Here is a 25,559-nt window from a genome sequence, read left to right as displayed (position 1 = left end):
AGTGAAAATTAAGCACTTCTCTTTTTCTTTTATGTTATAATCTTTCTATGTTGATATGTCCGGTGTGTAAAGAGAAACTAATAAAAGAAAGTAAAACATTTCGATGCGTAAATAATCACTCTTTTGATTGTGCAAAACAAGGCTATGTGAACTTATCTCGTAAACAGACAAAGAATCATGGGGACAATGCTTTAATGGTCAAAGCGCGCACGGATTTTTTGGAAAAAGATTATTATGATTTTATGCGTCAATATGTAAAGAAAAAGGTAAAAGGAAATGTGTATTTGGATGCTGGCTGCGGTCAAGGCTATTACACAAAAGAGATTGGTGCAAACTTCGAACAGAGTTATGGCATCGATTTAAGTAAGGAAGCGATACTTCATGCATCTAAACAAGATAAACATACACAATATATTGTGGGGAGTTTATTTGATATGCCTTTTTCAGACGAGAGTATAGATTGTGTTACCAGTATTTTTGTGCCTTTAGGCCAAGATGAAATCTATCGTATTCTAAAAGAAAATGGATATTGGATTGTAGTGGGTCCGGGTCCTAAGCATTGTTTTGAATTAAAAGAAGTATTGTATGACACACCCTACGAAAATGAAATGCCAGAAATACAAGAACAATATGAATTGATGAGTCAAGATATCATTCAAGAAACAAAGATGGTGGATGATGTATGGTCTTTACTGGAAATGACACCATATCGATATAAAACAAGTCAAGCTGGTCTTGATCGTGTAAAAGAATTAGAAAGGTTAGAGGTTACGTTTGAATTTGTCGTAACTGTGTACAAAAAAATATGAAAACAACAATAAAAAAATGGGGAATCAATGGTGAAGGGATTGCGTTCCATGAAGGAAAGCCTGTATTTATTGAAAATGCCATTCCTGAAGAAGTAATCGAATTTGATATTAAAAGTGATGAAAATACATACTTGATTGGTGAAATGACTCGTTTGGTAGAACAGAGTTCAAAGCGTCGTTATCCTTTATGTCCGATTTGGAAAGAGTGTGGTGGATGTGCCTTGATGCACGTGAAATATCCGGCTCAATGTAAGATGAAAGAGGGAAATTTAAAGGAGACATTAATTAAGTATGCAGATTATAATGGTCGTATATTACCAATCATAAAGAATCCGGAACCATTATCTTATCGTAATAGTTGTAAACTTCCTTTTGGTGAAGAATATGGTGAATTATATACTGGAATGTATGAGCGTGACACAAATCATTTCCAAAAGATGGAAAGATGTTATGTGCACTCAAAACTTTTAGAACAGACACGTCAGGCTGTTTTAAAAATCATGAATGAACATCATTTAAAGATGTATGATGATAAAAAGAAAACAGGTTATCGTACGTTGGTCATGAAAGAATTTGATTCTAAGATTCAAATTATTTTTGTGACGGGAAAAGAAAATCTAAGTGAAGAATTTATTCATGACGTAACTCAATTAGAGGGTGTTGTTTCGATTTGGCAAAGTGTAAAAACAGAAACAAAACGCGAAGTATTTGGGGATATGCGTTTTATTTGGGGAGAAGAAAAGATGCATCTTCAATTAGAAGATATTCAACTTTCTTTACTTCCAAGATCTTTCTTCCAGTTAAATACGAAACAATCCGTGAATCTTTATAATGTGGTTAAAGATTGGATGCCAAGATCAAAGACTACGGTTGAAGCCTATAGTGGAATTGGTGCCATCAGTTTATTTGTGAAAGATAAGGCGCAAGAAATTATTGGCGTTGAATCCATTCAGGATGCGGTTGATAATGCCAATGAAAATGCGATGTTAAATCATGCAGACAATGTATCTTTCATTTGTGAAGATGCGGGTAGTGCTTTAGCACACTTAGTGCAAGAAAAAGATGTGGATACATTGATTGTGGATCCGCCTCGTTCTGGTTTGGATGATACAATGAAGGAAACCATTTTAAAATCAAAGATCAAAACGATGATCTATGTATCTTGTAACCCAGCGACTTTGGCTAAAGACTTAGGCGTATTAAAGAAAGAATATCGTATTGTCAAGATTCAACCAGTCGATATGTTTAGTCAAACTCCACATGTAGAAAGTGTTACGCTACTTGTTCGCAATGATGACTATAGACCAAGACGTCGCTTTGATGATCGCAAAGATCGTGATTATAAGCCAAGACGTAGATTCGATGATTGAAAAGATGGTGACTTCAAGCCAAGACGTCGTTTTGATGAGGATAAGCCTAGACGTAGATTTGATGATCGAAAAGATGGTGAATATAAACCAAGAAGACGTTTAAATGATGATAAACCAAAACGTAGATATGGTAAATAAAAACATGGGATTTCAGGCATATGAACTGAAGTCCTTTTCTTATTTGCGTATAATAAAGTTGGTGAAAGGTAAAGAAATATATGATTAAAAAACTATTAACAATCATCCTTACAATATGTATGACATTTGGTTTGAGTGGATGTCAATCAAGTTCTGTTACATATTCAAATTTAGTCGATGAAAAGACACGAAATGAAGTGGCAGATTTAATGATTCAAAATAAATTGCTTAAAAAAGATGTAAAGAAAGTCATGGACTGGGTGAATGAATTTAATTCGATTTCGAAAGAGTATTCATATAAGAAAGGTTTTGTTCGCTTACCAAAAGACGGCGTAAATTATGATACGTTGTATTTGGATGATACAGCTAAATCGTATGCTTATTTAAATTGGTTAAATTGTCGTTTAACTGCCTTTTCATTGATTCAAAATGTAGTTGAAACATCAAAAGATGAGGATTCAAATGATACTTGGCTAATGTTTGATGTAGAAGCATTAAATACAGTTAAACAATTTAAGACAAGTGAAGAAAAGATAAAGGATTTTGTCACACTGTTTCATTCGATTGATGTATCTAATGAAGATACTTTAAAGAAACAAGAAGATAAAATTGTAGAGACTTTAAAATCAAGACATATCCAATTAAAAACAGATACCATTTCGATCGTAAGTATATATTTACATGTTCCTGAAGAAAATACTCGTTTTGTAGGTCATACAGGACTACTTGTGAATACAGAAGATGGATACTTATATTTTGAAAAATATAGTAATATTGCACCTTTTCAAGCAACAAAATTCCAAAATAAAAAACAAGTAAAGGAATATTTATTATCAAGGCCGGACCTATATGGAGATGGCAGTGAACTTGATCCGATTGTGACAATCAATGATGAAATTTTAAGGTAAATTGTTAAGTAATCCTAACTAAAAAAGTTCACAAATTAACCAAATAGATAGTTTTATGTTAACAAATGCGTTATAATGATGGTAGCGCATTCTTTTTATTTTTTAATTCATAATAATAAACATAAGAAAAGGGATAGGCTTTTTATGTCTATTTGTGAATAAAATAATAAGAATCTATGAGGAGGAGTTTAGAAAATGAATAATTTTCCACATTTATTTGAACCAATTGAAATTGGAAAAACAACTGTAAAAAACCGTATTTTTATGCCACCTATTTCAACGAACATGGCCGATAAAGGATATGTTACAGATGATTTAGTAGCACACTATTCTGCACGTGCAAAAGGTGGAGTTGGACTTATCGTTACTGAAGTTGTAACTGTAGAACCAACGTATGTATATCTTCCAGGAGATATGTCAATTTATGATGATAGTTTTATTCCAGGATGGAAAAAATTGGTGGATGGCGTACACCAATATGGAACAAAAATTTTAGCACAATTGTTCCACCCAGCTTATATGGCATTCCCAGTTCCAGGAACACCTCAATTAATTGCACCAAGCTGTGTGGGTCCTTATTATGCACAAAGTGCACCAAGACCTGCAACAATTGAAGAATTACACACAATCGTTGATCAATTTGGTCAAGCGGCTCACCGTGTTCAGATTGCCGGTGGTGATGGTGTTGAAATTCAATGTGCTCATGCCCACGGATTATTAGGTGGTTTCTTAACGCCTTTATATAATAAACGTACGGACGAATATGGTGGAAATATTGATGGACGTTTACGCTTATGTTTAGAAGTTATCGCATCTGTTCGTAAATACTGTGGAGATGACTTCATTATTGATGTTCGTATTAGTGGTGATGAATATAGTGAAGGTGGATTGACATTAAATGATCAAATCTATGTTTGTAAGCAACTAGAAAAAGCTGGAGTTGACTTTATTCACGTATCTGGTGGTAACACAATCAAACGTGGATCAAGTATGCCTGCACCAGGTACAAGTCCAGCACCTCACGCTCACTCAAGTGAAGAAATCAAAAAGCATGTAAATATTCCAGTTGCCACTGTAGCACGTATTAATGAACCTTGGATGGCTGAAGAATTAATCGCCAATGAAAAATGTGATATGTGTATGATTGGTCGCCCAAACTTATGTGATAGTGAATTTGCGAATAAGGCATTTGAAGGTAAAGTAGACGATATTCGTCCATGTATTGGATGTGGACGTTGTTTAACAGGTATCATGATGGGTAAACGTATTGGATGTACAGTAAATCCAAGTGTGGAAGATGATACGATTGAAGAAGCTACAGATAAGAAAAAAGTATTAGTCATTGGTGGTGGTCCTGCTGGTATGGAAGCGGCATATGTTGCTAAAAAACGTGGACACGAAGTTGTTCTTTGTGAAAAATCAAATGAACTTGGTGGACAATTAAGACTTGCGGCGGTTCCAATTGCGAAACAAGAATTGTGTAAAGTTATTAAATTTATGATTCGTCGTTTAGATCATGAAGGTGTTGAAGTTCGTTTAAATACAGAAGTCACAAAAGAAATGCTTGAAAATGAATTTAAAGATTACGAAATCGTATGTTCAAGTGGAGCTACTCCAAAAGAAATTCCTCCATTCAAAGTATTTAAAAATTGGATGACTGCAGACGATGTATTATCTGGAAAGAAATATCCAGGACGTAATATTGTTGTATTAGGTGGTGGAAGTGTTGGATGTGAAACAGCCGATTATTTAGCACCATTAATCAATGACTTATTCCCAATGAATCGTAAGATTACATTATTAGAAATGACAAATAACTTAATGCCTGGTGAAGGTGGAGCTGCAAAATCTAGATTGACACAAAGATTGATGCAGAAAGGTGTTCGCATCGAATTGAACGCACAAGTAACAAGTGTGGATGAAAATACAATTACGTATGTAAAAGAGGGTGTTGAACACAAGCTTACAGAAGCGGATACTTTAATTTTCGCAGTCGGTTATGCACCTAAGAAAGTGGAAGTGGAAGCTGAAAATGTACACTACATTGGTGATTGTGAAAAAGTAGGAACTTTAAAAGATGCGATCACAAATGCGCATGAAATCGCAAAAAATATATAGGAGAAAATATGACAAGTAAATTACTACAACCAATTCAAGTTGGTAACTTAACTTTTAAAAATAGAATTATGTTTCCCCCTTTGACAACAGGATATGAAGAAAGAGACGGATCAATTGGTCCTCGTTCATTAGCTTTCTATACAAGACTTGCCAAAGGTGGATGTTCCTATATTGTTATTGGTGATGTGGCTCCTGTTCGTACGGCAAGTCCAACACCAAAATTATATGATGAATCACAAATTGAAATGTATAAAAAATTGGCAGATGCCTTACATGAATACGATTGTAAAGTCGCTTTACAATTGTTCCACCCAGAATATGATGTTCAAGGCGTTGGAAAAATGATCATGGAAGCTGGGATTGCTGGTCAATTGGCGGCAAAAGCGAAGGCTGCCAATGATTTAGAAGAGGCTGAAAAACAACAAAAAATCTGTGACGAATTGACAAAGGGTGCCTACGCAAAATTACATCATGATATGCAGCACTTTGTGACTGAAGCAAGTGTTGAACAATTAACAGCTATTAAAAACAGCATTGCCCAATGTGCTAGAAAAGCACAAAAAGCTGGTATTGATGCGATTGAAATTCATGGGGACCGTTTACTTGGTTCATTATGTTCTACAGTATTAAATCACCGTACAGATAATTATGGTGGTAGCTTAGAAAATCGTACTCGTTATGCATTAGAAGTTTTACAAGCGATTAAAGAAGCGGCTCCATCCATGATGGTCGAATATAAACTTCCAATCATTACTGTAAATCCAGATGGATCTTTACGTGGTAAAGGTGGTTTATTGGAAGATGAAGCGGTTGAATTCGCAAAAATGTTAGATGCAGCAGGAATTGATATGATTCAAGTGGCTCAAGCTAACCACACAGGAAACATGGGCGATACAATTCCTCCTATGGGTGCGGTTCCATACAACTGGACTTTAGGTGCTTGTGAAAAAGTAAAAGCCGTTGTTTCTTGTCCTGTGGCAACAGTGGGTCGTGTTGTTAGTGTGGAAGCTGGTGAAAAGATTCTAGAAGATGGTACAGCTGACATGATTGGCTATGGAAGAAGTTTGTTAACAGACCCAGATATTGCCAATAAAGTGGAAACAGGTGAATGCATTCGTGAATGCTTGAACTGTAATAAAGGTTGTGTAGATGCCATCCAATCTCGTCGTTACTTAAGCTGTGTTTTAAATGCTGAAAATGGAGATGAAGAAACAATCTTCATTAAACCATGTACAGAAACTAAGAATGTTGCCATAGTTGGTGCAGGTCTTGCTGGTTTAGAAGCAGCTCGTGTAGCATATAAGCGTGGACATACAGTGACTGTATTTGAAAAATCAGATCGTTTAGGTGGACAAATCAATATCGCATCAGTTCCACCTAGAAAAGATGAAATTTTACGTTCGGTTCAATACTACGAAAAATTCTTACCTGGTAAAGTAGACATTCAATTAAACCACGAACCAACAATGGAAGAATTGAATGGATTTGATCATGTGATCTTGGCCATTGGGGCTCACAATATGGATCTTCCTATGCCTGTAGAAAATTCAAATGTAGTATCAAGTTGGGATATCTTGAATGGTCAAGAAGTATCCGGTAAATGTGTAGTCTTAGGTGGAGGCTTAGTAGGTGCTGAAACCGCTGAATATTTGGCAAATAAAGGTCTAGAAGTTTCAATTGTAGAAATGATGGATAAAATTGCGGCACAAGAATCTGAAACCGTATTGCCATTGATGGAAGCTGATTTTAAAGAACACAATGTTCAAAAATTTGTGAATACACGTGTTAGTGAAATTAAAGATAATGTCATCTATGCAGTGAATACAAAAGATGAAACAAATGTTGAAATTGCTTCAGATACAATTATAAATGCATTAGGTTCTAAAAAGAATGTATTTGATGATAGTAAGTTAAGTGTTCCATTTACTTATGTAGGAGACTGCAGTGGTGAAAGAACAGCGGATATCGCAAGTGCTATTCGTACAGGATATAAGGCTGCCAATGAAATCTAAGAGGGTGTGAAAACACCTTCTTTTTTCACAAAAAAATGACCGTGGTTCATAAATATATAAATTATATATAATATATATCTCAAAACGGTATAAAAATAATGACCATAGCTCATAAATATTTACATATTTGAAAATTTGTCTATTAAAAACTCATTTTTAAAGAACTAGAATGAAATTATAAATGAAACCGGAGGAATCGTTATGAATTTTAGTTCTTTACAGAGTAGTGTTCAAAAGTTTGGTATGAATCAAGCTTTGAAGTATTTGGAGAAGGATCCAGAAACAAACATTCCTAAATTAATGAATTTAGTAGATAAGGTTATGCCTGAAGGTTGGTATGGATCACAGCGTAAAGTGATTCGTGAACAAATTGATGAAAAAGGTGTTTGGTATGACTACATTTTAAAGTTGTATGATTTAGATGCAGATGTTCGGCAGACTGTATTTAAAAACTATATTTTTAATGCGTCTTTAAATGGTAGTACAAAACAAGAGGAATTGTCAGAAAAATATAATTGTAATATTCCTTGGGCTGTATTATTAGATCCAACATCTGCATGTAATTTGCATTGTACAGGTTGTTGGGCTGCTGAATATGGTCATCAATTAAATTTATCTTTAGACGATATTGATTCAATTATCCGTCAAGGAAAAGAATTAGGAACTTACATGTATATTTATACGGGTGGAGAACCTTTAACACGTAAAAAAGATGTGATTAAAATTTGTGAAATGCACCCCGATTGTGCCTTCTTATCTTTCACAAATGGTACATTGATCGATGAAGAATTCTGTCAGGATATGTTGCGAGTTAAAAACTTTGTGCCAGCTATTAGTTTGGAAGGTTTTGAAACAGCCAATGATTCTAGACGTGGTAAGGGTTGTTATGAAAATGTAAAGCGTGCCATGGAATTATTAAAGAAACACAAATTACCTTTTGGAATTAGTACTTGTTATACAAGTGCAAACTATAAAGATATCGCAAGTGATGAATTCTTTGATTTAATGATTGATTCAGGTGCTTTATTCTGCTGGTTCTTCCACTATATGCCAGTAGGAAATGGGGCTGTGAAAGAATTGCTTCCAACACCAGAACAAAGAGCGTATGTTTATCATCAGATTCGTAAGTTCAGAAGTGAAAAACCAATTTTCACTATGGATTTCCAAAATGATGCGCAATATGTGGGTGGATGTATTGCCGGAGGCAGAAGATATCTTCATATCAATGCCAAAGGGGATGTAGAACCATGTGTATTTATTCATTATTCAAACTGTAACATTCATGATACGACATTACTTGATGCACTAAGATCTCCATTGTTCCAGGCTTATCATGATAATCAACCATTTAATGAAAATATGTTAAGACCTTGCCCAATGTTAGAAAATGCGGGACGCATTCAAGAGTTGGTTAAACAAAGTAAAGCAGTCAATACAGATTATGAATCATTAGAAGATGTGGATCACTTATTAGAAAAGACAGTTCCATATGCAAAAAATTGGAAGCCAATGGCTGACAAGCTTTGGAATGAACAAAAGAAGTAGACAAATAAAAAAAATAAGTTTAAAATTTTCAGCTAAGAAGGAGGGATGTTATGAAGAAGAATAATAAGCGTTTTTCGGGAATATCCAAACTTCCAAATGGAAATACTTCAAATAAAGTTGTTCCTGGGTGTATTGTCCTGGAAGGAGGTGCCTTTCGAGGATTATATACATCAGGAGTATTAGATGCTTTAATGCAGTTTGAAATCAATATGCAGTGTACAGTAGGTACAAGTGCAGGGGCACTAAACGGATTTAACTATGTAGCTGGTCAAATTGGTCGTAGTGCTAGAATTAATTTAGGGTATCGTCATGATTCTCGATATGTTGGTTTAGAAGCTTTTAAAAACAACAAAGGAATCATTGGATTTGATTTTTTGATGAAAGGAACTCAATATTTTGATCCATTAAATATGCCTCGTTTTATGAATCCAACGCGTGATTTTATTGCGGTATGTACGAATTGTAAAACGGGAAGACCCGAATATTTTAGTAAGAATAAAACGCAAGATATTTTTAAAGCCGTACAAGCCAGTGCAACCATGCCTTATGTTTCAAAGATGGTTGAAATTGAAGATGGTTTATATTTAGATGGTGGCTGCAGTGATAAGATAGCGTATCAATGGGCGTTGGATCATGATTTTGAAAAGATTATTGTCGTTCGTACACGTCAAAGAGAGTATCGAAAGGGTGAGACGAATCCTTTGGTTCAAAAAATGACGAAAAGATTGTATGCAGGCTATCCAGCTTTAGAAAAGAAGCTAGAATCAATGAATAGTGACTACAATAAACAGTGTGATGAATTAGCAAGGCTTGAAAATGAGGGAAGAATCTTTACGATTGCCCCAAGCAAGCCTGTGAATGTATCGCGTGTAGAGGGAGATGTGGATAAACTCGCCAATCTTTACTACATGGGATATTTGGATGGTTTGAATCAGATTCAAAGAATCAAAGAATATTTAGAAATTGATTAAGAGGCCATGCCTCTTTTTCATTTTGTGTTAGAATAAGTGTAGGTGATTTTTATGGTACAAGAAAGACAACAAGAAATCGTAAATGAATTATTAAACTATATGGATACATTAGAAGATGGTAGCGAAGTCAGTACTTGGGATTTAATGGATAAAGTATTTAACTATCAACGTTTTAATGATGGATATTGTTTTAATGATTTTAAAATCAGCGAGGAAGAATTTATTTCGTTAGATTCACTATTAAAGGAAAGTGCAATGAAAGAGGGATTCTTTATTGATGACTCTATTTATCAAGATGTGATTGGAGCTTTTCCTTTTAGTTTGACATTTGTAGTAAGGAAATAGGTATGGAAAAATTAGAAACATTGATTCAAGAATTATATCAAGAAGGAACTCGTGAAAAGAATATGGAGGTTCTTTCGCAGATTCGTAAACTGGCAAAAGAAGAAAAACAATTTATTATTCCTGTTGGCGATGCAAATGGTGAAAAGGTCTATCGAAGATTATCTTTAGATGATGGACAAGATGTATTTGTCGCTTTTACGACGCAGGCTCAAGTGGATTTGGGTCAGGCTACAGAAACATTAAATCAAAGTGTGATGGATGTACTCCATATGGTGCATGATACACAAGGTGTAAGTGGAGTTGTATTAAATCCTTGGAAAGATTCATATTTTTTACCAAAGGTTTTAATTGAAATGATTTTAGACAATAAGAATTTAGAGAGTGAAATCAAAGTAGTAAAAGGAGATATCACTACTTTTGATGGAGATTGTATTGTCAATGCAGCGAATGAATCGCTTTTGGGTGGCGGCGGTGTAGATGGCGCTATTCATAGAGCGGCCGGTCCCATGTTACTTGAAGAGTGTAAATTATTAAATGGCTGTCAAACAGGACAGGCTAAGATTACTAAAGGGTATGATTTAAAGGCAAAGTATGTAATTCATACTGTGGGTCCGATGTATTCAGGTAAACATGAAGATGAGCATATGTTAAGAGATTGTTATTGGAATAGCTTAACGTTAGCTCGTAAGTATGATATTCATACAATCGCATTTCCAGCTATTTCATGTGGCGTTTATGGCTATCCAGTAGAAAAGGCAGTGCCCCTTGTATTAAAGACGATTGCGGATTGGTTGGATGCGAATAGTGATTATACAATGAAGATCAGTTTGTATTGTTTTGATGAAGAAACGACAAAGGAATATCAGAAATATACATCGTATCAGGGAGAGTAGTCTTCCTGATTTTTTTGTTAACTATTTAGAAAATTTTCTAAATAGAGTTGAAATAATATTTAAAAGGTATATAATCTATTTAGAAATATTTCTAAATAGGTGGTGATACTTTGTTTGAAAAAACATTTAAAGCGCTAGGTGCGCCAGTTAGAAGAGACATATTGAATTTATTAAAAAAAGGCAAAATGTCAGCTGGAGATATTGCGAGTCATTTTGATATGTCTCAGGCAACCGTTTCCTATCATTTATCTTTATTAAAGGATGCAGGTTTGATTTGTGAAGAGAAGGATAAAAATTTTATCTTTTATCAAATCAACGCATCTGTTTTTGAGGAGATGTTGTGTTATTTTAAATCTTTTATTGGAGGGAATGAAGATGTTGAAAAATAAATGGTTTATGTTTAGTTTAGCTTTGTTTGTGATTCCTTTGGTATTGAATCTAGTTTTCTATAATCAACTTCCAGATGTTGTACCAACCCATTTTGATGTAAATGGACAAGTCGATGGTACAATGCCTAAGTTTATGGGTTTATTTGGTATGTTGTTTTTGTGCTTGGCAATTCATGTATTTACTTGTTTTGTGAGTGTAAAAGATCCAAAGCGAAATAATATTCCAGATTTTATGATGAATATTTTATTTATGATTTGTCCCGTTGTTTGTATTGTGACAAATATGACAATTATTTATTTTGGATTGGGATATTCGTTTGATGTAAGTTTTGTGATGAATATTTTAGTTGGTGTATTACTTATTGTACTAGGTAATTATTTGCCGAAAGTAAAACGGAATTATTCGGTTGGAATTAAAACATCGTGGGCTTTAAATAGTGATGAAAACTGGGTGTTATCAAATCGTGTGGGTGGCTATTGTATGGTCATTGCTGGAATCTTATTTATAGTACTTGGATTACTTGGTTATGTGACAATGGGCATTGTTGTGATTCTTGTAGCGACTATTATTCCATGTATTTATAGCTACATATTATTTAAGCGAGGAATTTAAAATCCTCGCTTGATTTCGTTTTGAATACATTTGAATAAGACTTGAATCGTTTCACTAATCATTTTCTTAGTTTGACTATCCATATTCTGAATGGATTTGATCATCTCAGCTATATCGATATTCTTTCTTAAATCTTTTGGGTTTTCATAATCTGAAAAGATAGAATAAATGGTATCAATGACTTGTTTGCGAGTATTGATATCAATGGATTTAAGCCATTTTGATAGTGTAGATTGTGTATGTTTAGATAGTTGATCATTTTGTTTAAGATAAATAAAATCACCGTTTTCAACGCACCACGTAAATGGATCGTGTTGAAGGATAGATATGGCATCACTTTGAATGATTTGATAATTATTTGTTTCTTCAAGTAAGAGTCCAATAACGCTCGATTGTGGTATGGTCTTAAATACTTTCTTATCCGTTTGATAAGGTGTAAGAAATCCAGGCCCATCATGATTGTATATACAATAAATTGGATTATGTGTATGTATGCCTGCATATAGGGCAAGGTTGGCTCCTTTGGAGTGTCCTCCTAAGATGAGCTTATGATTTGTCTTATAGTTGTTTACATAGTTTAATGCAGAAATTTGACTGGGAATATTTTCTTGAAAACAAAGATTAAAATCTTCTTTCCATCCTACAAAACTAGCATCGGTTCCGCGAAAGGCAATGTAGTCTGTTTGGTTGGGTAAGTGATAAGTCATAGCACAGAATTGTTTTTCATTATCTTTGTCAAAATTAGTTTGTAGATGAGAAATCGTAATAGCTTCATATCGTAGTGAATGAATCGTTTGAAGGAATAATTCCTCGTTTAATTCAGGTACTCGGGTATTAGTACATAAATCATTAATTTCATTTTCAAAATCACTTAATAAATGGATTTCGGATTCGATGTCAATGCTTGAGTTTTCAAATTTAATATAGGAAATTTGTGAGAGAATTAAAGAGTCCACATTATTAAATGGGTATTCTTCAAGGGTTAAATTTCCGTATTCTTTAATGTAGTCAATGATGTTTTTCATAGGTTTATTGTAGTGCATAAATACATTTAATGAAATATGTTCATCCATAATTTTAAATTTTATAAAGTTCGTATACAATAAAGTTAGTGAAGGTGGATTGTTATGTTGATATTTGGAATTTTGTGTATTTGTCTGAGTTTAGACGTATTTGTATGTGCACTAGAACAGGGTGCTTCAATTCGTAATATTCGCTTTTCAAAAGCATTGGTTTATGGATTGATTTTTGCGCTATGCAGTTCAGGTATGTTTTTATTAGGACATGGAATGTCCACATATATTTTTGGACGTCCATTGGCAACATTGAATAAATATGTTGCGATATTTGTCTTTTTGATTCTTGGAAATGGAATGATCATCTATAGCTTTAAGCGTGGAAAGTTTGTGGAGAGACTACAAGAGTTTGATACAAAACAAATTATTAAATTGGCTCTTATTGGAGGATTGGACTGTTTCTTTGTTGGAGTTGGCTGTTATTATATGAATCTTCCTTATTTGATGGAGTCTTTAGTCTTATTTTTAATTGTACTTGCTGGCTATATGATTCATTTTTATATTGGATATTATAATGGTGCCAGATATCAAAAGGTTTATTATTTTCTTTGCGGAGTCGTATACTTATTTATGAGCTTATCATTAATTTTTAAATTAATTCGATTGTAGAGGTGATTTCATGACATTAAATGAAAAGGTGACAATGAAAGATCTTCTGAGTGAGGGATTGTATATTTTGATGCAACAAAAGCCTTTCGAAAAGATCACAATCAAACAGATTTGCGATAAAACAGGTGTTATTCGTGGAACTTTCTATAATCATTTTATGGATAAGTATGAGGCTTTAGAATACTTGATTCATCGTATGTTTTATAAAGGGATTGAGCATGAATCCAATCCTCAAATTATAAAACATATCTTTCAGACTGTAAGTGATGATCGTGATTTCTTTAAATCTTGTTACAGAATCACAGGACAGAATGGTTTTGAAGATTTAATGAGTAATGTGTTTAAAGAAATATTTAGAAATGTATTTTCTTATTTAGATGTGAGTAGGTTGGATTCAAGGTTCACAGTGGATTTTTTAGTGGATTATTATGCGAATGATTTATTATACTTTTTAAAGTATTGGATTTCTCGTAATTTTGAACCGGATGTAGAAACATATTATGCCAAGATTGATATTTTATTTAAAAACAGTATTAAAGAATTAAATATTCGATATATGGATAAATCTTAAATTGACAAATTGTGTATTGTCTAGTAGGATAAAAGCGTATAAAAAGGCAATGAAGAGGGCGAGTACCTTTTAGAAATACTTTAGAGAGCTTTTGGTTGGTGAAAAAAAGCGTAGGACTAATTGGGAATAAAGACTTGGAGCTATTTGTATTTCCTGCATTAAAGGAAGCGCTGTTTATAGACAGTGACTAAGGCTAGACAAAGTGATTTGTCTGGTAAATTAGGGTGGTAACACGAGCACTTCGTCCCTTTGTGGCAAGTGCCTTTTTTTATGGATAAAAGAAAAAGGAGAAAACAATGGAAAAGTTAACGCAACAAGAACAAGTTCGTCGTCAAAAGATGCAAGATTTGATTGACATGGGTATTGATCCATTTGGATCTCGTTATGATCGTACTTCAAATTCGGGTATTATCAAATCATCTTATGAAGACAAGACAAAAGAAGAATTAGATGAATTACAAGTAACTGTTAAGATTGCAGGTCGTATCATGACGAAGCGTCGTCAGGGTAAGGCTGGTTTTATGAATATCCAGGATCGTGAAGGTCAAATTCAGATTTATGTTCGTAAAGATGAAATTGGGGATGATCAATATGAAATCTTCAAGAAAAATGACATTGGAGATATCGTAGGTATTGAAGGTACTGTTATGAAGACAGATCATGGGCAATTGTCTGTTCGTGCTAAAAATTATACACATCTTTCAAAATCACTTCGTCCTTTACCAGAAAAATTCCATGGTTTAACAGATGTTGAAGAGCGTTTCCGTCGTCGTTATGTAGACTTGATTATGAATCCAGAAGCTAAGCATATTGCACTAACAAGACCAAAAATTATTCGTGCAATCCAACACTATTTGGATGGTCAAGGTTTAGTGGAAGTTGAAACTCCAGTTATGCAACCAATCTTAGGTGGTGCAAGTGCTAGACCTTTCGTAACGCACCACAACACATTAAATATGGATTTCTATTTGCGTATCGCAACTGAATTGCCATTGAAACGTTTGATTGTTGGTGGTTTAGAAGGTGTTTATGAAATTGGACGTTTATTCCGTAATGAAGGTATGGATGCGATGCATAACCCTGAATTTACAACCGTTGAAGCGTATGTTGCCTATAGTGATTTACATGGAATGATGGACTTGATTGAAGGTTTATTTGATTCAGTAGCTAATGAAGTATTGGGTACTACAGATATTACTTATCAAGGAACACAATTATCATTAAAGGCTCCTTTCAAACGTATTCACATGGTTGATGCGATCAAAGAAGCTTGTGGTGTAGATTTCTGGCAAGATATGAGTTATGAAGAAGCTGTGAAATTGGCTGAGGAACATGATATTGAAGTTGAAAAGATCCATAATACAGTTGGACACATCATCAACTTATTCTTCGAAAAATATGTTGAAGAAACAATTGTACAACCAACATTTGTATATGGTCATCCAACATCCATTTCTCCATTAGCTAAAAAGAATAAGAAGGATCCTAGATTTGCGGATCGTTATGAATTGTTCATTTGTGGACACGAATATGCGAACGCATTCTCTGAATTAAATGATCCAATTGATCAAAGAGAACGTTTCGAAAAACAATTAGAACTTCGTGAATTAGGTGATGATGAAGCCAACGAAGTAGATACAGATTATGTAGAAGCATTGGAATATGGTCTTCCTCCAACTGGTGGTGTAGGACTTGGAATTGATCGTTTCGTAATGTTGTTGACAGATCAAAGAACAATTCGTGAAGTATTATTATTCCCTCACATGAAGAACTTGGGGGATTCAAACAAGAAAGCGCAAGTTAAAAAACCAGTGGAATCTGCACCTGTAAAGGTTGATTTCTCGAATGTAAAAATCGAACCAATCTTCACAGATATGGTAGATTTTGAAACATTCAGTAAGTCAGATTTCCGTGCTGTTAAAGTTCTCGCTTGTGAAGCTGTAGAAAAATCTAAGAAGCTATTAAAGTTCACTTTGGATGACGGTCAACGTAAAGATCGCGTTATTTTAAGCGGAATTCACGAATATTATGAACCAGAAGAATTGGTTGGAAAGACTGCAATTGCGATTGTAAACTTACCACCAAGAAAAATGATGGGTATCAATTCTGAAGGTATGTTGATCTCAGCTGTTCATGAAGAAAATGGTCACGAAGGCTTGAATTTATTGATGGTTGATGACAACATTCCTGCAGGTGCTAAGCTTTATTAAGAAGTACCGTTTTACCCGACAAAACGGGATGTACTTCATTTGTGAAAAAGCTCTAAAAATACGTAAATACACCAAATGGTGCTTGAAACGGTGCAGAGCCTTAAAAATCACATAATTTTCAAAATATATGGGCAGTTCCATTGTGGAATTGCCCATTTTCAGAAAGAAAAAGATAAATTGGAAGTTGTGGAGGTAATTATCAATGAGAAATATTTACGATAATAGTGAATTTTTTGCCGCATATGCTGAAATGGGAAGAAGCAAAGATGGTCTGAAAGCTGCTGGAGAGTGGCATCAGTTGCAACCGTTATTCCCTAAATTACAGGGAAAAAAGTTTTGGATTTAGGATGTGGTTACGGTTGGCATTGCAAATATGCCGCACAAATGGGAGCTGTTGAAATTCTTGGTATTGATAGTAGTCAAAAAATGATTGCAAAAGCAGTAGCTGATAACTCTGATGACAAAATCAAGTATAAAGTTTGCGGTGTTGAAGAATACATTTATCCTGAAAATACTTATGACCTAGTTGTTTCTAACCTGGTACTGCACTATATCGAAAATTTAGCTAATGTTTATCAAAAGGTGTATTGCACATAAAAGTAGGTGGGTATTTCCTATTCAATATTGAACATCCGACTTTCACCGCCGGTGTTAATGAGGATTGGATTTATGATGAAAATGGGAAACCTAAATATTGGCCAATCGACAATTACTATTACACAGGCGAAAGAGAAACCAATTTTCTTGGTCAACGAGTAATTAAACAGCACCACACATTAACGCAGATATTGAATCCACTTATAAAATGTGGTTTTCAAATTGAGGCTATTGAGGAAGCAATGCCTTCGGCAGATATGATGGGTATGCCGGGAATGTGTCATGAAATGCGTAGACCTATGATGTTGTTGGTTAAGGTTAAAAAGGTTTAATAAACAACTTTCAGTTTGCCAACCTGCCCTTTGAGAGAGGAGAAATCCTTTTCTCAAAGGGCTTTTTCTATTTATACGGATATTCGCAAACTACAAGTAAAAGCCAAAACTTCATATACTCTAAGCACAAGGAGGTTGAAGTTTGGCTATGAACAACAGTGGAGCTTGAAGGTTATCCGTCTGCGGATACAAATGATCAAAACTATTATTGTGAAATTTGTTTAGCCGGGAATAAAAAAGGCGAGTCATAACGATAGCAACTGCGAGTTGCTAGTTTTAGATAATGCGTGAGATTATAATAAAGGTGTAAGGGAGGTACTTCATAATGGACACAAAACAGGTTATACTTGAACTTCGCACCCAAAGGGGAATGTCGCAGGATGAGCTTGCAGAAAAGGTTTTTGTAAGTCGTCAGGCGGTTTCACGTTGGGAAAACGGAGAAACAGTTCCTAATACGGAAACATTGAAATTGCTGTCAAAAGTATTCGATGTTTCCATAAATACACTTTTAGGCTCACCGAGAAAGCTTGTTTGTCAATGCTGTGGAATGCCGCTTGAAGATGATAATATTATCGGGCATAATCACGATGGTTCTTTTAATGAGGACTATTGTAAGTGGTGTTATGCCGATGGAACGTATACTTACAATGATATGGACGATTTGATTGAAGTTTGTGTTAAAAATATGATAAGCGAGAATTTCACGGAGGAACAAGCTCGTTCTTATATGAAAGAGCTGCTTCCTTCTTTGGATTATTGGAAGAAATATGATGAGCTTAGTGATAATGGTCAATTTGAGGAATTTAAGAAAAAGTTAATCATTGAAATTAACGAATTGAATGTTGACGGAATGCCAAAGGTGGAAAAACTGAATGCCCTTGTGGGAAAGTACGTGAATCTTGAGTACCAGCTTCCAAATGGGCAAGTGGCTAAGTTTTTGAATGAGGCAAAGACATATCTGGGCAATCAGCTTGAATGTGAATACGGCGGCGATAGATGTTTCGGCGTTGTTGCAGATATGGATTTTATTCTTATTTGCACTTATGAAGAAGACGGTAAAAATCCGGAACTTGTATTGTATAAGAAAAGATGAGAATAAAGAAAAATAGTAAACCATTGGAGTTAATGATTTTTGTGCAAGCAAGAAAAATTCACATAATTAGTACGATGTATGGGGAGTCCTGAAATATGGATTCTCCATTTTTAAAGCAAACTGAAATACAAATCGGAATACCTCCTGGTTGAAAGCAATGAACATAACGAAATAATTATAAACGGTTATATCAGATATAAAAAAAGAGAATGAATCAGGAATGAAAATAATTGCATTTCATAGACCCCTAGAAAATTGGATATCCTGATAAAGGAAGTTTTTTTTAGTTATGTGAATTTTAAAATCTTATGAGGAATTGAAGAAAAAGTTAATAATATAAAGTATAATAACTGTGAAAGGAATTGATAGAATGAAATTGTTACCGACGGGAATTGAAAATTTTAAGATGATGATTGATAAAAGTGCGTATTATGTAGATAAGACAAATTTCATTGAAGATGTATTAAATGAACAAGTTGTTTTATATACAAGACCTCGAAGATTTGGTAAAACACTGAATATGTCGATGCTTTATTATTTTTTTTCAATCAAAGAAAAGGAAAACTCTTATCTATTTGATGGCTTAAATATTTCGAAGAATAAGAATGCTTTAAAGGTTCAAAATAAATATCCAACGATTTTTATTTCTTTAAAGGAAATGAAAAGCTTAACTTTTGATGCGCAAATTTCATCTTTTTCAAATGTGATTTATGAATTGTTAGATAAAAACTTAGAAATATTATCTTCAGATCAATTGTCGGATACAACTAAAGATATTTTAAATAAATTGCATAATCGTTCATCTTGTGTTGAAGATTTGAAAATTTCATTGAGAGTCATAACAAATGCGTTATATGCTTATTATCAACAAAAAGTCATTGTTTTAATCGATGAATATGATGTTCCTTTACAGGCTGCATATCAAAATAATTATTATGAAGAAATGGTTGAGTTTTTAAGAAGTGTTTTTTCTTCAGCGCTTAAAACGAATGATGCTTTAGAAAAAGGTGTTATGACTGGATGCCTTCGTATTTCTAAGGAAAGTATTTTTACTGGATTGAATAATTTTACGGCTTATTCTGTTTTAAATAATATTAGTAGTGAATCTTTTGGATTTACTGAATCGGAAGTTAAACAGTTGTTAAAGGATTATAATTTATCAGAAAAGATGGATGAAGTAAAAGAATGGTATGATGGATATCAATTTGGCAATAACGAAATCTATAATCCATGGAGTACACTCATGTATGTAAAAAATATAACGCAAGATGTGTCTTTTAAACCAATTTCATTTTGGGCAAATACTAGTGGAAATGATCTTGTTGTTAAGTATATTCAAAATGGTGATAAAAAATTGCGCAAGGAGTTTGATTTATTAATGAATGGTCAATCCCTTATTAAATATATCAAGCCTGAACTTACGTATCGTGAAATGGATAATATCAATAATATTTATAGCTTTTTATTACTAACTGGATATTTAAAGGTCATTAAAGATAGGGGAGAAAATCAATACGAATTGGTTATCCCAAATAAGGAGGTTTATGAAATCTATAAACAATCCTTCATGTCATATTTTGAAGATTATACAACAAGTAGAAAAGGTGAATTGTATCAAGAATTTGTGGATGGAGATGCAAAAAAAGTAAATCTATTGTTGAATGATATACTATTAAGAAGTATTAGTTATTTTGATAATCAAGAATCCTTTTATCATGGATTTCTAGTAGGATTGTTGAATGATTATGAGGTAGTATCTAATAAAGAATCTGGAAATGGTAGATTTGATGTATGTGTTTTACCAGAAAATATCTTAGGAACAATCGTGCTTATTGAGTGTAAACATTCAATAAGTGAAGATGATTTGATTGATGATGCTAAAGAAGGAGCAAGACAAATTGTCGAACAAAAATATCTTGAAGAACATAAATTTAAAAAATATGAAAATGTAATTGGCTATGGAATATCTTTCTATAAGAAACAGTGCTATGTAGTTAAAGTGGAACATGGTTCTAAAAGCATTGTTTGATGATAAGGTTGATTAAGAAATAAGATAATTACAAAACTAGAGTAGAGATTGTATTGTGTGGTACAGCTTCTACTCTTTTTCTATATCAACAAATGATACTATAATTTATTGAAGGAATAAATAAATCATATATTGGACAATTCTTAAGAGGAGTTGTCTTTTCTTTTGTACTACATATTGTTCTTGCGTGTCGTTAATTGCAGTGGTAAACTGAAGCTAAGAAAAAGTTAGTTTTATCTAACATTTTAAGGGTTAATTATGAAGTTTTATAAAAGTGGAGATCAAAGTAAACCAGTCATCTTTTTGTTTCCGGGCACTTGTTGCTTATATAGTAGTTTTGATCATGTGTTAGAAGGATTACATGTATATTTTTATACGGTGGTTGTTTCTTATGATGGCTTTGATCCAAATGAGAATACTCAATTTCATTCGATGGAAGAAGAGTGTGAAAAGATTGAACAAGAAATTATAGATCATTATGGCGGAAGAATTAAAGCCGCTTATGGCTGTTCACTTGGAGGCAGTTTTGTTTCTTTGTTGATTCAAAGAAAAAGAATTCATATGGATCATGGCATTATTGGAAGTAGTGATATGGATGAGGCTGGAAAGGTGATGGCTACAATTCAGGCATCTATAGTAACGCCTATTATGTATAAAATGGTGCATACAGGAACGCTTCCAAAACTTATGGAGAAAAAGATTGCACAAATGGATGATTCGAAGAAGAAATTTGTGAATGGATTTTTAGATATGTTTGGTTTAGGTGGTTCTTGGATCACAAAGAAGAGTATTTATAATCAGTTCTATTCGGATTTAGTGACAAAAGTTCAACACAATATGGATGTGCCAAACACAAAAATTCACGTATTTTATGCGACAAAAATGGGTAAAAAATATGAAAAGAGATACTATACATATTTTAAGAATCCAGATATTCATAGATTTAATATGCAGCATGAAGAAATGTTTTGTTGCCATCCTGACAAGTGGATAGAAGAAGTAAGAAATGTTGTAATTGGAGATGTTGGATTATGAAATCAAAAATAGATATTACAGGTGTTTCAGAGACAATGCTTCAGACTTTATATGCTAGAGCAAAAGAAACGAATAGTCAAAATGCAAAAATCAAGGATGATATTGCCGTACATATTGTTGAAAATATAGATTATGATTTTTCTAAAGCTGATAAAGATAGTGCTATGAGTAGTGGTGTTATCGCAAGAACGATTGTATTGGATCGTATGGTCGAACAATATTTAAATGTTCATACAAATGCAGTTGTAGTAAATATTGCATGTGGATTGGATACTCGTTGTTACAGAATGAAAGGTAAATATCTTCGTTGGTATAATCTTGACTTGCCTCAAACTATGAAGATAAGGGAACAGTTTCTTACTGAAACAGGGCCAATGTATCAAATCGCAAAATCAGCTATGGATGATTCTTATGTCCATGATATTGAGTATCATGGAGAAGATATTCTAGTGATCATTGAAGGGTTAACTATGTATTTAGACGAAAAAGAAGTGCAGAAGATGTTTTCTATTATTGAAAAATCCTTTAAAAAAGTAACTGTTCTTGTCGAAACTATGTCGCCTTTTGTAGTAAAGCATATGAAAGAAAAGTCGATAGATCAAAGTAATGCTAAATTTTTATGGGGTGTAAAGAATGGAAATGAACTACAAAAGATTTTACCAGAATTTATTTTTGAAAAGGAAGTTAGTTTGATTGAAGGTATGAAAGAATTGCATCCTATTTATCATTTGTTTGGATGGATTCCATTGGTTCGAAATATTTCAAATAAAATTATAGTTTTGAAGAATAGGGGTTAATACGGATGAAGAAAATTCATTTTGAAGTACACACAGACGGATTTTATGGTGACTATTGGAAATGCAAAACGGATTCAGATTGTGCGATGATTGCCATGATTGGTGATGATTCCCAGGATTATTTAGCCTGTACATCTGTAAAATGGTTACATAAACTTGGATTAAATGTAATGACTATGTCACCCGCAAAAAAAGATTATGGACATCATAATTATCCTTTAGAACGAATAGAGAATGCGATAAGATGGCTAAAAGTACATGGAAACAAGAAGGTTGGAATTGTGGGTGCATCCACTACAGGAACACTAGCACTTACGGCAGCTTCTTATTTTGAAGATATCACTTTGACAATTGGCTTAACTCCAAGTGATTTTATTTGGCAAGGCTTTATGCAAGGTAAAAAAGATGGTTGTAAAGAATGGCCGATCGAAGGTGAATCACTATTTTCATATAGAGAAAAACCGCTTCCATATATGCCATTTTGTTATAAACATCCTCAATATTGGCATGTGATTGAACAAGAAACAAAGCGAACAGGTGATATGATCAATTCTAGAAAGTTGTTTGATGATTCAGAAGCCGTTCATCCGATTTTGGAAGAAGAAAAAATCAAGATTGAAAAGATTCATGGAAAACTATTGTTGATTGGCGCTGAAGATGATGTGTTGTGGGATGCTGCAAAATACATTCGTCGCATGGAAGAACGAGAACATATATGCAAGTTAGAAGCTGTTGTGTATAAATATGGGACTCATTTTGTTTTTCCAGAAAGCATGTTAAAGATGATGCTTCCAATTGGTTCAGCAAGCTTTGTGAAATTTGCGTTTCAATCCGCAAGAAAACATCCAAAGGAATGCCTTGAAACACGCATAGATATTGATGTTCGTATTAGGAATGCGATTGAAGAATGGAAAAAAGGTGAAGTTGGATATGGCGGATAAAATACAAAATGCGTATGAATCATCAAAGAATATTTATGATGATGTTTTGACACAGGGAAATATTTTCAGTAAGTTGTATATTAAATTATTTTGGAATGGTACTAATGATAATGATATAGCACAGAAAGTATTATCATATATTCCAAATGATTTTTCAGGTAATCTTCTAGATGTTCCAGTTGGAACAGCTGTATTTACCCAACATAAGTGGATAGCTTTAAAAGATGCGCATATTATTTGTCTTGATTACAGTATGGATATGCTTGAACAAGCTAAGAAAAGATTTGATGGGTATACACATATTAAATGTATTCAGGGGGATGTATCCAATTTAAAAATGAATGCTGAATCCTATGATATTGTGGTTTCTATGAATGGATTTCATGCTTTTCCAGATAAGAAAAAGGCATTTCAAGAAACGTGGCGAGTTTTAAAACCAGGTGGTACCTTTATAGGATGTTTTTATATTAGGGGTAAATCTAAAAGAACAGATTGGCTTGTGAATCATATTCTTTCTAAGAAAGGATGGTTCACCCCACCATTTCAAACGGAGGAAGAACTTAGAAATATTCTAAAAGAGATGTACAAACAAATAGATCTTCACATAGATGGATCGATGGTATATTTTTGTTGCACAAAATAATGTATGGATAGAAGGTGAGATTATGTTGTTTCAAACAATTGGAAATGAATTGAATCCTGTGATTTTATTTTTTCATGCGATGGGTGTAACTGGAGAAAGCAGTATGCCAATTGCCGAAAAACTGTCAGATAAATATTATTGTGTTATGCCAACATCTACTGTTTATTGTTCAAATCAAAAGTATCTAGGTAAAAGTGATGAGATACAACAGATTAAACGATTTTTAAGTGATCATGGGATCAAAGAGATTGAACTAGTAGTAGCATCTTCGATTGGTGCAGATCTTGCGATGGTATTTCTAACAGATACAAAAATACCGGTTAAGCATATATTCTTTGATGGTGGTCAATTTGCACAGATTGGTAAGATAACACGTAGAATTATGGTTCCATTTTTATATGTGGCCATGAAAAGTTTGTATTGGACAAATGGGAAAACATTGAAGAAAATTATGTGGTGTGACGATGATAATATTAAGCCTTATTTTATTGAAGCAGGAAAGAATTTGTCATATACAAATTTGAGAAAACAGATGGATGATAGTTTAGAAGATAAGCCATTTCCAAAATTATCAGAAGAGCTACAAAAACATACATTCTGGGAATTTGGTAGTAAAGAAGATCATTTTAAATATAGAAATGCAGTAATGCAAGCCTATAAATATGAGAATTTTCCAGTTTTTGAGGGATTGAACCATATGGAGTATCAAATTCGGTATCCAGATGGATTTGCCAGAATGTTAGAAATGATTATTAAGACAGATCGATTACCTGAGTTGACATTTTGAAAGAAGGTATCGCAAAAATGTTATTACTTTTACAAAATGTTTTATATTGTCTGTTGTATGCATTATTAATAAAATGTGCAGTAAAAAACGATGGGAGTAACTGTTTATATTTTTATCCGAAAGATTTTTTAGTGGAAGCACAAAAACGTGGTATTGCCGATAAGAAAACTGTCATGAAAAGGTCAAAATGGTTCATGATCCCTTTTTGTATCATTATATTTGTGGCTTTGATCCTGATTATTTCTGTTTGGAATCATGTTACGGATTTAAAAACGGCATATCTTCAAGCCTGCCTATTTCTTGTGGTCATGAATTGGTTTGATGGTATTGTGATTGACAGATTATGGGTAGGACACAGCAAAATCTGGCATATAGAGGGTATGGAAGGAATTCCATATGTAAAGTCTTGGAAGACTGTGTTGATAAAACGAGGAGTGGCTACTGTACTATATTTGGTGGTTGCACTTGTAGTTGCAGGAATTGTGGTATTGCTTGGTGAAATTTGATCAAAGTCGTTATGTAAATATTGCGATAGTGATTTTGAGGTTTTGTAGGTTCAAATCTGAAATCCTGAAGGGATAAGTGAAAAATGATGGATAAGTATCTTAGAGAAACAGAAATGCTTGATTATTCAAATCCTGCAATTCAAGAATTGATTCAAAAGAAGAAGTGGAAGGAATTGGATGAATTTGAAAGAATCAAGGAAATATATAATTTTGTAAGAGATG

Annotated in this window: 26 protein-coding genes and 1 other annotated feature; of the genes, 25 read left to right on the top strand and 1 reads right to left on the bottom strand. The window is 33.6% G+C overall.

Annotated elements, in window-relative coordinates:
* Nucleotides 1-47 precede the first annotated feature (47 nt).
* The 11 genes from EUBIFOR_RS02575 (at nt 48) to EUBIFOR_RS02525 (ending at nt 12,111) form a co-directional block, all read left to right on the top strand.
* Nucleotides 48-809, top strand: a complete 762-nt coding sequence (locus tag EUBIFOR_RS02575) for a methyltransferase domain-containing protein (RefSeq protein ID WP_003864349.1) — start codon at nt 48-50, stop codon at nt 807-809.
* Nucleotides 806-2,179 (top strand): 23S rRNA (uracil(1939)-C(5))-methyltransferase RlmD, encoded by a 1,374-nt coding sequence (rlmD, locus tag EUBIFOR_RS02570; RefSeq protein WP_003864348.1) that lies wholly within the window; start codon nt 806-808, stop codon nt 2,177-2,179. The genes EUBIFOR_RS02575 and rlmD overlap by 4 nt, the downstream gene beginning before the upstream one ends.
* Before the next feature lie 218 nt (nt 2,180-2,397).
* Nucleotides 2,398-3,225 (top strand): DUF4300 family protein, encoded by an 828-nt coding sequence (locus EUBIFOR_RS02565; RefSeq protein WP_003864346.1) that lies wholly within the window; start codon nt 2,398-2,400, stop codon nt 3,223-3,225.
* 195 nt (nt 3,226-3,420) lie between these two features.
* Nucleotides 3,421-5,343 (top strand): oxidoreductase, encoded by a 1,923-nt coding sequence (locus EUBIFOR_RS02560; RefSeq protein WP_003864345.1) that lies wholly within the window; start codon nt 3,421-3,423, stop codon nt 5,341-5,343.
* An 8-nt stretch (nt 5,344-5,351) separates the two neighbouring features.
* Entirely contained in the window at nt 5,352-7,355 is a 2,004-nt protein-coding gene (gene bilR, locus EUBIFOR_RS02555; RefSeq protein WP_003864344.1) for a bilirubin reductase, long form, read from the top strand.
* A 201-nt stretch (nt 7,356-7,556) separates the two neighbouring features.
* Nucleotides 7,557-8,900 carry a radical SAM/SPASM domain-containing protein gene (locus EUBIFOR_RS02550; protein ID WP_003864343.1) on the top strand — a complete coding sequence of 448 codons (1,344 nt, stop codon included), beginning with the start codon at nt 7,557-7,559 and terminating at the stop codon, nt 8,898-8,900.
* Between the two features lie 50 nt (nt 8,901-8,950).
* On the top strand, nt 8,951-9,871 hold the full coding sequence (locus EUBIFOR_RS02545; RefSeq protein ID WP_003864342.1) for a patatin-like phospholipase family protein: 921 nt from the start codon (nt 8,951-8,953) through the stop codon (nt 9,869-9,871).
* A 51-nt stretch (nt 9,872-9,922) separates the two neighbouring features.
* On the top strand, nt 9,923-10,216 hold the full coding sequence (locus tag EUBIFOR_RS02540; protein WP_003864341.1) for a hypothetical protein: 294 nt from the start codon (nt 9,923-9,925) through the stop codon (nt 10,214-10,216).
* A 2-nt stretch (nt 10,217-10,218) separates the two neighbouring features.
* Nucleotides 10,219-11,109 carry an O-acetyl-ADP-ribose deacetylase gene (locus EUBIFOR_RS12320; RefSeq protein WP_003864340.1) on the top strand — a complete coding sequence of 297 codons (891 nt, stop codon included), beginning with the start codon at nt 10,219-10,221 and terminating at the stop codon, nt 11,107-11,109.
* Between the two features lie 110 nt (nt 11,110-11,219).
* Nucleotides 11,220-11,498: an autorepressor SdpR family transcription factor gene (locus EUBIFOR_RS02530; protein ID WP_003864339.1), complete on the top strand. Its 279-nt coding sequence runs from the start codon at nt 11,220-11,222 to the stop codon at nt 11,496-11,498.
* Nucleotides 11,485-12,111, top strand: coding sequence for an SdpI family protein (locus EUBIFOR_RS02525; protein ID WP_244264141.1), 627 nt, complete (start codon nt 11,485-11,487; stop codon nt 12,109-12,111). Before EUBIFOR_RS02530 ends, EUBIFOR_RS02525 begins: the two co-directional genes overlap by 14 nt.
* Here the strand turns inward: EUBIFOR_RS02525 and EUBIFOR_RS02520 are convergent.
* On the bottom strand, nt 12,108-13,184 hold the full coding sequence (locus EUBIFOR_RS02520) for an Mbeg1-like protein (protein ID WP_003864337.1): 1,077 nt from the start codon (nt 13,182-13,184) through the stop codon (nt 12,108-12,110). The genes EUBIFOR_RS02525 and EUBIFOR_RS02520 overlap by 4 nt on opposite strands.
* Nucleotides 13,185-13,238: 54 nt before the next feature.
* Here EUBIFOR_RS02520 and EUBIFOR_RS02515 point away from each other — a divergent pair, with 54 nt between their 5' ends.
* The 14 genes from EUBIFOR_RS02515 (at nt 13,239) to EUBIFOR_RS02460 (ending at nt 25,337) form a co-directional block, all read left to right on the top strand.
* Nucleotides 13,239-13,796, top strand: a complete 558-nt coding sequence (locus EUBIFOR_RS02515; protein ID WP_003864336.1) for a manganese efflux pump — start codon at nt 13,239-13,241, stop codon at nt 13,794-13,796.
* Between the two features lie 10 nt (nt 13,797-13,806).
* On the top strand, nt 13,807-14,367 hold the full coding sequence (locus EUBIFOR_RS12065) for a TetR/AcrR family transcriptional regulator C-terminal domain-containing protein (RefSeq protein WP_003864335.1): 561 nt from the start codon (nt 13,807-13,809) through the stop codon (nt 14,365-14,367).
* Between the two features lie 40 nt (nt 14,368-14,407).
* Nucleotides 14,408-14,619: a binding site (T-box leader), on the top strand.
* Nucleotides 14,620-14,663: 44 nt separating this feature from the next.
* Nucleotides 14,664-16,577, top strand: a complete 1,914-nt coding sequence (gene lysS, locus EUBIFOR_RS02505) for a lysine--tRNA ligase (RefSeq protein ID WP_003864334.1) — start codon at nt 14,664-14,666, stop codon at nt 16,575-16,577.
* 202 nt (nt 16,578-16,779) lie between these two features.
* Nucleotides 16,780-16,923: a hypothetical protein gene (locus tag EUBIFOR_RS13215; protein WP_003864332.1), complete on the top strand. Its 144-nt coding sequence runs from the start codon at nt 16,780-16,782 to the stop codon at nt 16,921-16,923.
* Nucleotides 16,914-17,174, top strand: coding sequence for a class I SAM-dependent methyltransferase (locus EUBIFOR_RS13210; RefSeq protein ID WP_003864331.1), 261 nt, complete (start codon nt 16,914-16,916; stop codon nt 17,172-17,174). Before EUBIFOR_RS13215 ends, EUBIFOR_RS13210 begins: the two co-directional genes overlap by 10 nt.
* Nucleotides 17,165-17,506 carry a hypothetical protein gene (locus tag EUBIFOR_RS13205; RefSeq protein ID WP_003864330.1) on the top strand — a complete coding sequence of 114 codons (342 nt, stop codon included), beginning with the start codon at nt 17,165-17,167 and terminating at the stop codon, nt 17,504-17,506. The genes EUBIFOR_RS13210 and EUBIFOR_RS13205 overlap by 10 nt, the downstream gene beginning before the upstream one ends.
* 325 nt (nt 17,507-17,831) lie before the next feature.
* Nucleotides 17,832-18,599, top strand: a complete 768-nt coding sequence (locus EUBIFOR_RS02495; protein WP_003864329.1) for a zinc ribbon domain-containing protein — start codon at nt 17,832-17,834, stop codon at nt 18,597-18,599.
* 370 nt (nt 18,600-18,969) lie between these two features.
* Nucleotides 18,970-20,628, top strand: coding sequence for an AAA family ATPase (locus EUBIFOR_RS02490; RefSeq protein WP_040466090.1), 1,659 nt, complete (start codon nt 18,970-18,972; stop codon nt 20,626-20,628).
* Nucleotides 20,629-20,886: 258 nt separating this feature from the next.
* The gene (locus EUBIFOR_RS02485; protein WP_003864327.1) at nt 20,887-21,663 is read left to right on the top strand and encodes a hypothetical protein; all 777 of its coding nucleotides are present in this window, start codon (nt 20,887-20,889) and stop codon (nt 21,661-21,663) included.
* Nucleotides 21,660-22,460, top strand: a complete 801-nt coding sequence (locus tag EUBIFOR_RS02480; protein ID WP_003864326.1) for a class I SAM-dependent methyltransferase — start codon at nt 21,660-21,662, stop codon at nt 22,458-22,460. The genes EUBIFOR_RS02485 and EUBIFOR_RS02480 overlap by 4 nt, the downstream gene beginning before the upstream one ends.
* Nucleotides 22,461-22,465: 5 nt before the next feature.
* Nucleotides 22,466-23,401 (top strand): acyl-CoA thioester hydrolase/BAAT C-terminal domain-containing protein, encoded by a 936-nt coding sequence (locus tag EUBIFOR_RS02475; RefSeq protein ID WP_003864325.1) that lies wholly within the window; start codon nt 22,466-22,468, stop codon nt 23,399-23,401.
* Entirely contained in the window at nt 23,391-24,044 is a 654-nt protein-coding gene (locus EUBIFOR_RS02470) for a class I SAM-dependent methyltransferase (protein ID WP_003864324.1), read from the top strand. The genes EUBIFOR_RS02475 and EUBIFOR_RS02470 overlap by 11 nt, the downstream gene beginning before the upstream one ends.
* A 22-nt stretch (nt 24,045-24,066) precedes the next feature.
* Nucleotides 24,067-24,831 carry a hypothetical protein gene (locus EUBIFOR_RS02465; RefSeq protein WP_050755939.1) on the top strand — a complete coding sequence of 255 codons (765 nt, stop codon included), beginning with the start codon at nt 24,067-24,069 and terminating at the stop codon, nt 24,829-24,831.
* Between the two features lie 17 nt (nt 24,832-24,848).
* Nucleotides 24,849-25,337, top strand: coding sequence for a hypothetical protein (locus EUBIFOR_RS02460; RefSeq protein WP_040466089.1), 489 nt, complete (start codon nt 24,849-24,851; stop codon nt 25,335-25,337).
* Nucleotides 25,338-25,559 lie beyond the last annotated feature (222 nt).

The sequence above is a fragment of the Holdemanella biformis DSM 3989 genome (genome assembly GCF_000156655.1).
Taxonomy (GTDB): Bacteria; Bacillota_I; Bacilli_A; order Erysipelotrichales; family Erysipelotrichaceae; genus Holdemanella; species Holdemanella biformis.
Note: the sequence above shows the minus strand (reverse complement) of the source record. Positions and strands in the feature narration are given on the sequence as shown.